The sequence below is a fragment of the Streptococcus oralis genome (assembly GCF_001578935.1).
In the GTDB taxonomy this organism is placed as follows: domain Bacteria; phylum Bacillota; class Bacilli; order Lactobacillales; family Streptococcaceae; genus Streptococcus; species Streptococcus oralis_R.
On record NZ_KQ969521.1, the window covers coordinates 407,419 to 415,441 of the forward strand.

The window sequence follows — 8,023 nt, forward strand, 5'->3', positions numbered from 1 at the left end:
GTGGGGCTCGTGCAACGACAGACGTTATTCGTCACGGTGCGCCAAAGGCAGAGATTGAAGGACTTTTCTCAGTTGAAAATAGTCGCCTTTTACAGGAACTTTTTGAAGAGCAAGGTTTGGAATTGGGTGATGAAATTATCATCCGCCGGGAAATTTTGCAAAATGGTCGTAGTGTTAGTCGCGTGAATGGTCAGATGGTCAATCTTTCTGTCTTGCGTGCTATTGGGCAACACCTTGTGGATATCCATGGTCAGCATGACCAAGAAGAGTTAATGCGTCCTCAACTGCACATCCAGATGTTGGATGAGTTTGGTGATGCTGCTTTCTTGGACTTGAAGGAGACCTATCAGACGAGTTTTGATGCCTATCGCAAAATGCGTAAGCAGGTTTTGGAAGTCAAGAAAAACCAGCAGGAACATAAGGCTCGTATTGAGATGTTGGAATTTCAAATGGCAGAGATTGAGGCTGCAAACTTGCAGGCTGGTGAAGACTTGGTTCTCAACCAAGAACGAGATAAACTCCTCAATCATAAGAATATTGCTGATACGCTAACCAATGCCTATAGCATGTTGGACAATGAGGAATTCTCCAGTCTTGCTAATGTCCGTTCAGCCATGAATGACATGGAAAGTGTCGAAGAGTATGACCCTGAATACCGTGAAATTTCAAGTTCTCTATCAGAAACATACTATGTTTTAGAAGATATTACCAAGCGTTTGGAAGATATTATTGAGGACTTGGATTTTGATGGCAATCGCCTCATGCAGGTTGAGAATCGCCTAGATCTTTTGAATACTATTACCCGCAAGTACGGTGGGACTGTAGACGATGTTTTACTTTACTTCGCCAAGATTACGGATGAGTACAATCTCTTGACGGGTAATAATCTTTCTTCCGAAGACATGGAAACAGAACTCAAGAAATTGGAAGTTAATCTTGTTGATTTGGCAGGGCAGCTTGCATCTGCTCGTCATGATTTGGCCCAGCAGCTTGAGGCAGAGATTAAGCAAGAACTTCAGAACCTCTATATGGAGAAGGCACAATTCCAGGTTCGCTTTAGCAAGGGCAAATTTAGTCGTGAGGGCAATGAAACGGTCGAGTTTTACATTTCTACTAACCCGGGTGAGGACTTTAAACCCTTGGTCAAAGTTGCATCTGGTGGGGAATTATCCCGTCTCATGTTAGCTATCAAGTCAGCCTTTTCTCGTAAGGAAGGCAAGACCAGTATTGTCTTTGATGAGGTGGATACGGGAGTTTCAGGTCGTGTGGCCCAAGCCATTGCTCAAAAGATTCATAAGATTGGCCAGCATGGTCAGGTTCTTGCTATCTCTCACCTTCCACAAGTGATTGCCATCGCGGATTATCAATTCTTTATTGAGAAGATTAGTGATGAGCATTCTACGGTGTCGACGGTTCGCCTCTTGACTTTAGAAGAGCGAGTAGAGGAAGTAGCTAAAATGTTGGCTGGGGAAAATGTAACAGAAGCTGCCCTTACCCAAGCTAGAGAATTATTGCAAACGAGGATGAAATAAATGACAGACTATTATGTAATTGGAGATGTTCACGGGAAAGCAGGAATGTTGGAAGACCTTCTTAAAACATGGAATGGTCAAACTCAATTGCTCTTTCTAGGGGATTTGATTGACCGTGGTGAAGACAGTCGCCGTGTTCTAGAAATGGTCAAAGACTTGGTCGACAATCAAGGGGCTATCTGTTTATCAGGAAACCACGAGTATATGTTTTTGACTTGGCTCGATGACCCAGAAGAAAGCTATGACCATTATCGTCGCAATGGTGGAGATACAACTATTAACTCAATCCTAGGTCGTCCCTTGGATGCACCAGTTGATGGCGTAGAAGATGCCAAACGTGTTGCGACTGAAGCGGCAGATTTGGTCGAATTTATTCGTCAAATGCCATTTGTAGTAGAGACAGACAAGTATATCTTTGTTCATGCAGGTATTGATTTGACCTTGGATGACTGGCATGAAACTACAGATTATAAAAAAGTTTGGCTCAGAAAACCATTCCACGAAGCTGAAAATCATACTGGAAAAACCATCGTCTTTGGGCATACACCAGTTTATGGTTTGCTGAAGCAAGACCGAGGTACAGCTGAGCTTTGGATGACAGAGGATGGCAAGATTGGCATGGATGGAGGAGCTGTCTATGGTGGTGTCCTTCATGGAATCGTCTTTACAGACCAAGGAATGACAGAACACCACTTTATCGAAAATGACGGCTTTGTTGCCGAAGATTAGTACTCCTAGCAGGGTATGGTCTTGTCAAAATGTTAAAAACAATTTATAATTAATAGATACCCTGAAAGGAAGAGCATCATGAACTTAGAAGAATTAAAAAAACGACAGGAGAAGATCCGGAACTTCTCTATTATCGCCCATATTGACCATGGGAAATCAACGCTAGCAGACCGCATTTTGGAAAAGACGGAGACAGTTTCTAGTCGTGAAATGCAAGCCCAGCTTCTGGATAGTATGGATCTTGAGCGTGAACGTGGGATTACCATTAAACTCAATGCTATTGAGCTCAATTACACTGCAAAAGATGGCGAGACCTATATTTTCCACTTGATTGATACGCCGGGGCACGTGGACTTTACCTATGAAGTGTCGCGTTCGTTAGCGGCCTGTGAAGGGGCGATTTTGGTAGTCGATGCGGCCCAAGGGATTGAGGCGCAAACTCTTGCTAACGTTTATTTAGCCTTGGACAATGATTTGGAAATTCTTCCAGTCATTAACAAGATTGACCTACCAGCAGCGGATCCAGAGCGCGTACGCACAGAGATTGAGGATATCATTGGACTGGATGCCAGTGAAGCGGTCTTAGCTTCTGCTAAGGCTGGTATTGGTATTGAAGAAATCCTTGAGCAGATCGTAGAGAAAGTTCCCGCACCAACTGGTGATGTTTCAGCTCCATTAAAAGCCTTGATTTTCGACTCAGTTTATGATGCCTATCGTGGGGTTATCCTCCAAGTGCGTGTCATGGATGGAGTGGTTAAACCTGGCGATAAGATTCAACTCATGAGCAATGGCAAGACTTTTGATGTGACGGAGGTTGGAATTTTCACACCGAAAGCAGTTGGTCGTGATTTCCTTGCGACTGGTGACGTTGGTTATATTGCGGCTTCCATCAAGACGGTTCAAGATACCCGTGTGGGTGATACAGTTACCTTGGCAGCCAATCCAGCGGCAGAACCGCTAGATGGCTACAAGCAAATGAACCCTATGGTCTTTGCAGGGCTTTATCCAATCGAGTCTAATAAATACAATGATCTTCGTGAAGCCCTTGAAAAATTGCAGCTCAACGATGCCAGCCTGCAGTTTGAACCAGAAACATCTCAGGCGCTTGGATTTGGTTTCCGTTGTGGATTCCTTGGACTTCTCCATATGGATGTTATCCAAGAGCGTCTAGAACGTGAGTTTAACATTGACCTCATCATGACAGCTCCGTCTGTTATTTACAAGGTTAACTTGACCGACGGGGAGTCTATGGATGTATCGAACCCATCTGAGTTTCCAGACCCAACTAAGATTGCGACTATTGAAGAACCTTATGTTAAGGCGCAAATCATGGTACCGCAGGAGTTTGTTGGAGCAGTGATGGAATTGGCTCAGCGCAAGCGTGGGGACTTTGTGACCATGGACTATATTGATGACAATCGTGTCAATGTTATCTATCAAATTCCACTTGCTGAAATCGTCTTTGACTTCTTTGATAAGCTTAAGTCTTCGACGCGTGGTTATGCAAGCTTTGACTACGAATTGTCAGAGTACCGCCCATCTAAGCTAGTCAAAATGGATATCCTTCTCAATGGAGACAAGGTGGACGCCCTCAGCTTTATCGTTCACAAGGATTTCGCCTACGAACGTGGGAAACTCATCGTGGATAAGCTCAAGAAAATCATTCCTCGTCAACAATTTGAGGTGCCAATCCAAGCAGCTATTGGGCACAAAATCGTGGCTCGTACTGATATCAAGGCCCTTCGTAAGAACGTACTTGCCAAATGTTATGGTGGTGACGTTTCTCGTAAACGCAAACTCCTTGAAAAACAAAAAGCTGGTAAGAAACGCATGAAAGCTATCGGATCAGTAGAAGTACCACAAGAAGCCTTCCTTAGCGTCTTAAGCATGGATGAAGAATAGAAATAAAACTCTTGAAGATTTTTCAAGAGTTTTTGCTTTAAATATGAGCTAAAAAATCGGAAACTAACAGAATAGATTGGGTCAAAATTTGACAGAAGTTCTTATTTTTCTTATAATGCAGATGGAGAGGTGGTAGGATGAAAAAATTATTGATTTTAGGTACTGTAGTTACTGTTAGTGCTTTTTTAGCTTCATGCTCTAATAAATCACAAACAGCAACCGAAGAAAGTTCGACTGCGGTTGTTAGTTCTTCTAGCAGTCAGGAAACAAGTAGCTCTAGTTCTGCTGTTTCTGAAGCGAAAAAGGAAGAGACGCAAATCGTCGGCTCGAATGAGTATGGCTTTGTCAAGGTACCCAAATCATGGGTTCGATTCCATGAAGTAGAAGGTGGAAATGATATACAGTATTGTGATGGAACAGATATCAACATTGTTACGCTAAATACCTTCAATGCTGAGCAGTTTAATATCAGCGAAGAAGAATATGCTAAACTGGATGTTGTGACTGTCTCATCTAGTATTTTAACTTCCAAAGAACAAAGCTCTGATTTCAGTAAGGTTTGGGGCTCCAAATCGACCATTGGAGGCTATGAAGCCTATGTTGTCAATGCAATTGCTAAATCAGGGAAATACCTCGTTACTTGGGTTTTCCGATCAAATGATGGTAAAATCCGCTATGTTTCACTTGAAGGGGATGGGAAAACTTTAAAAACAATCTTGCCGATGGTTGAAAGTAGCTGGTCAACTACTAAAGCTGAATAAATGAAAAAAAGAAGATCCTTGGTCTTCTTTTTATTTTTTTTACGAATAGATAGATGAGTAGAAAAAGAAATGGAGTTGTATATGAAGATCACAAACTATGAGATTTACAAATTGAGAAAAGCTGGGCTGACCAATCAACAAATTTTAACTGTTCTTGAATACGATGAGACTGTAGATCAGGAGCTCTTGCTAGGTGATATTGCGGAACTATCGGGGTGCCGTAATCCTGCTGTCTTTATGGAACGCTATTTCCAGATAGATGATGCACAGTTGGAGAAGGAGTTTCAGAAATTTCCATCCTTCTCGATTCTTGATGACTGTTATCCTTGGGATCTGAGTGAGATTTATGATGCTCCAGCGCTCTTGTTTTATAAAGGAAATCTAGACCTGTTGAAATTTCCAAAGGTTGCTGTTGTAGGGAGTCGTTCATGTTCTAGTCAGGGAGCAAAGTCGGTTCAGAAAGTCATTCAAGGTTTGGAAAACGAGTTAATTGTGGTCAGTGGATTAGCCAAGGGCATTGACACAGCTGCCCATATGGCTGCACTCCAGAATGGAGGAAGAACAATTGCAGTGATTGGAACAGGATTGGATGTTTTCTACCCCCGTGCCAATAAACGATTGCAGGAACACATCGGCAGTCACCATTTGGTACTTAGCGAGTACGGACCTGGTGAACAACCTCTGAAATTTCACTTTCCAGCTCGTAATCGTATCATTGCTGGACTGTGTCGCGGAGTCATTGTAGCAGAGGCGAGAATGCGCTCAGGCAGTTTGATTACTTGCGAGCGAGCAATGGAAGAGGGGAGAGACGTTTTTGCTATTCCAGGGAGCATTCTTGATGGACATTCAGACGGCTGTCATCATTTGATTCAAGAAGGAGCAAAATTGGTCACCAGTGGGCAGGATGTGCTGGCTGAGTTTGAATTTTAAGGAGAAATTTGTTCACACAGATAAACTTTTCTTCTATATATAGGACTTAGGTCTTGACAGCTATAGAAAAATGGTTTACACTTTATAAAGTTTATTACTTTGAAAAGGTGTGATAGTGTGGCTACGGCAACAAAGAAGAAAAAATCAACAGTTAAGAAAAATCTAGTCATCGTGGAGTCGCCTGCTAAAGCGAAAACGATTGAGAAATACCTAGGCAGAAATTACAAGGTTTTAGCCAGTGTCGGGCATATCCGTGATTTGAAGAAATCTAGTATGTCTGTTGACATTGAAAATAACTATGAACCACAGTATATCAATATCCGAGGAAAAGGTCCTCTCATCAATGACTTAAAAAAAGAAGCTAAAAAGGCCAATAAAGTCTTTCTGGCGAGTGACCCGGACCGTGAGGGAGAAGCGATTTCCTGGCATTTGGCTCACATTCTCAACTTGGATGAGAATGATGCCAACCGTGTGGTCTTTAATGAAATCACCAAGGACGCAGTAAAAAATGCTTTTAAAGAACCTCGCAAGATTGACATGGACTTGGTCGACGCCCAACAAGCTCGTCGAGTCTTAGACCGCTTGGTAGGGTATTCGATTTCGCCTATTTTGTGGAAAAAGGTCAAGAAGGGCTTATCAGCAGGACGCGTGCAGTCTGTTGCCCTTAAGCTCATCATTGACCGTGAAAATGAAATCAATGCCTTCCAACCGGAAGAATACTGGACAATTGATGGTGTTTTTAAGAAGGGAACCAAACAATTTCAGGCTTCTTTCTATGGTATGAATGGCAAAAAGATGAAATTGACCACCAATGAAGAGGTCAAAGAAGTCTTGTCCCATTTGACTAGTAAAGATTTCACAGTAGACCAGGTAGATAAGAAAGAGCGCAAACGCAATGCGCCCCTACCGTATACGACTTCAACCATGCAGATGGATGCGGCTAACAAAATCAATTTCCGTACTCGAAAGACTATGATGGTGGCCCAACAGCTCTATGAAGGGATCAATATCGGATCAGGCGTGCAAGGTTTGATTACCTATATGCGTACCGATTCGACTCGTATCAGTCCTGTGGCCCAAAATGAAGCTGCAAGCTACATTAACGACCGTTTTGGTAGCAAGTATTCCAAGCATGGTAGCAAGGTTAAAAATGCTTCAGGTGCTCAGGATGCTCACGAAGCCATTCGTCCATCTAGTGTCTTTAACACACCTGAAAGCATCGCTAAGTACTTGGACAAAGACCAGCTCAAGCTCTATACCCTTATCTGGAACCGTTTTGTGGCCAGCCAGATGACAGGCGCTATCTTTGATACCATGGCTGTTAAGCTTTCTCAAAATGGCGTTCAGTTTGTTGCAAATGGAAGCCAAGTTAAGTTTGATGGATATCTTGCTATCTACAATGACTCTGACAAGAACAAGATGTTGCCAGATATGGCTGTTAGAGATGTGGTCAAGCAGGTCAATAGCAAGCCAGAACAACATTTCACCCAACCACCTGCTCGCTATTCGGAAGCGACACTTATTAAGACCTTGGAGGAAAATGGGGTTGGACGCCCGTCAACCTATGCTCCGACCATTGAAACCATCCAAAAACGCTACTATGTTCGTCTGGCAGCTAAACGCTTTGAACCGACAGAACTGGGAGAAATTGTTAATAAACTCATTGTTGAATATTTCCCAGATATCGTCAATGTGACCTTCACAGCTGAGATGGAAGGAAAACTGGATGATGTCGAAGTTGGTAAAGAGCAGTGGCAACGTGTCATTGATGAATTTTATAAACCATTCTCTAAAGAAGTCGCCAAGGCTGAAGAAGAAATGGAAAAAATCCAGATCAAGGATGAGCCAGCTGGATTTGACTGTGAGGTTTGTGGCAGTCCGATGGTGATTAAGCTCGGTCGTTTTGGTAAATTCTATGCTTGTAGCAATTTCCCAGACTGCCGTCACACACAAGCGATTGTAAAAGAGATTGGAGTCGAGTGTCCAAGCTGTCATCAAGGACAAATCATCGAACGCAAAACCAAGCGCAATCGTATCTTCTATGGTTGCAATCGCTATCCTGAATGTGAATTTACTTGCTGGGACAAACCAATTGGCCGTGACTGTCCAAAATGCGGACACTTCCTTGTGGAGAAAAAAGTCCGTGGTGGTGGCAAGCAGGTTGTATGT

General features: G+C 42.9%; 6 protein-coding genes. All 6 read left to right on the top strand.

Translation table 11 applies throughout. The features are described 5' to 3' along the window. The coding region (recN, locus tag SORDD15_RS02030) for a DNA repair protein RecN (protein ID WP_231097608.1) at positions 1–1,532 on the top strand (1,532 nt) is incomplete at its 5' end. Then, complete coding sequence (locus tag SORDD15_RS02035) at positions 1,533–2,261, top strand: metallophosphoesterase family protein (RefSeq protein WP_061413891.1); 729 nt, start codon at positions 1,533–1,535, stop codon at positions 2,259–2,261. 78 nt (positions 2,262–2,339) lie between these two features. Next, positions 2,340–4,163, top strand: coding sequence for a translation elongation factor 4 (gene lepA / locus SORDD15_RS02040; protein WP_061413893.1), 1,824 nt, complete (start codon positions 2,340–2,342; stop codon positions 4,161–4,163). Positions 4,164–4,300: 137 nt separating this feature from the next. After that, on the top strand, positions 4,301–4,924 hold the full coding sequence (locus SORDD15_RS02045) for a hypothetical protein (RefSeq protein WP_061413895.1): 624 nt from the start codon (positions 4,301–4,303) through the stop codon (positions 4,922–4,924). A gap of 81 nt (positions 4,925–5,005) precedes the next feature. Continuing rightward, positions 5,006–5,854 (top strand): DNA-processing protein DprA, encoded by an 849-nt coding sequence (gene dprA / locus SORDD15_RS02050; RefSeq protein WP_061413897.1) that lies wholly within the window; start codon positions 5,006–5,008, stop codon positions 5,852–5,854. A gap of 117 nt (positions 5,855–5,971) precedes the next feature. Continuing rightward, positions 5,972–8,023, top strand: a 2,052-nt coding sequence (topA, locus tag SORDD15_RS02055; RefSeq protein ID WP_061413899.1) for a type I DNA topoisomerase, incomplete at its 3' end; no start/stop codon positions are given.

Excerpts from the sequence above, each read along its gene's own strand:
- lepA (WP_061413893.1), top strand. The coding sequence starts at position 2,340 with ATGAACTTAGAAGAATTAAAAAAACGACAGGAGAAGATCCGGAACTTC.
- SORDD15_RS02035 (WP_061413891.1), top strand. The coding sequence starts at position 1,533 with ATGACAGACTATTATGTAATTGGAGATGTTCACGGGAAAGCAGGAATG.
- dprA (WP_061413897.1), top strand. The coding sequence starts at position 5,006 with ATGAAGATCACAAACTATGAGATTTACAAATTGAGAAAAGCTGGGCTG.
- SORDD15_RS02045 (WP_061413895.1), top strand. The coding sequence starts at position 4,301 with ATGAAAAAATTATTGATTTTAGGTACTGTAGTTACTGTTAGTGCTTTT.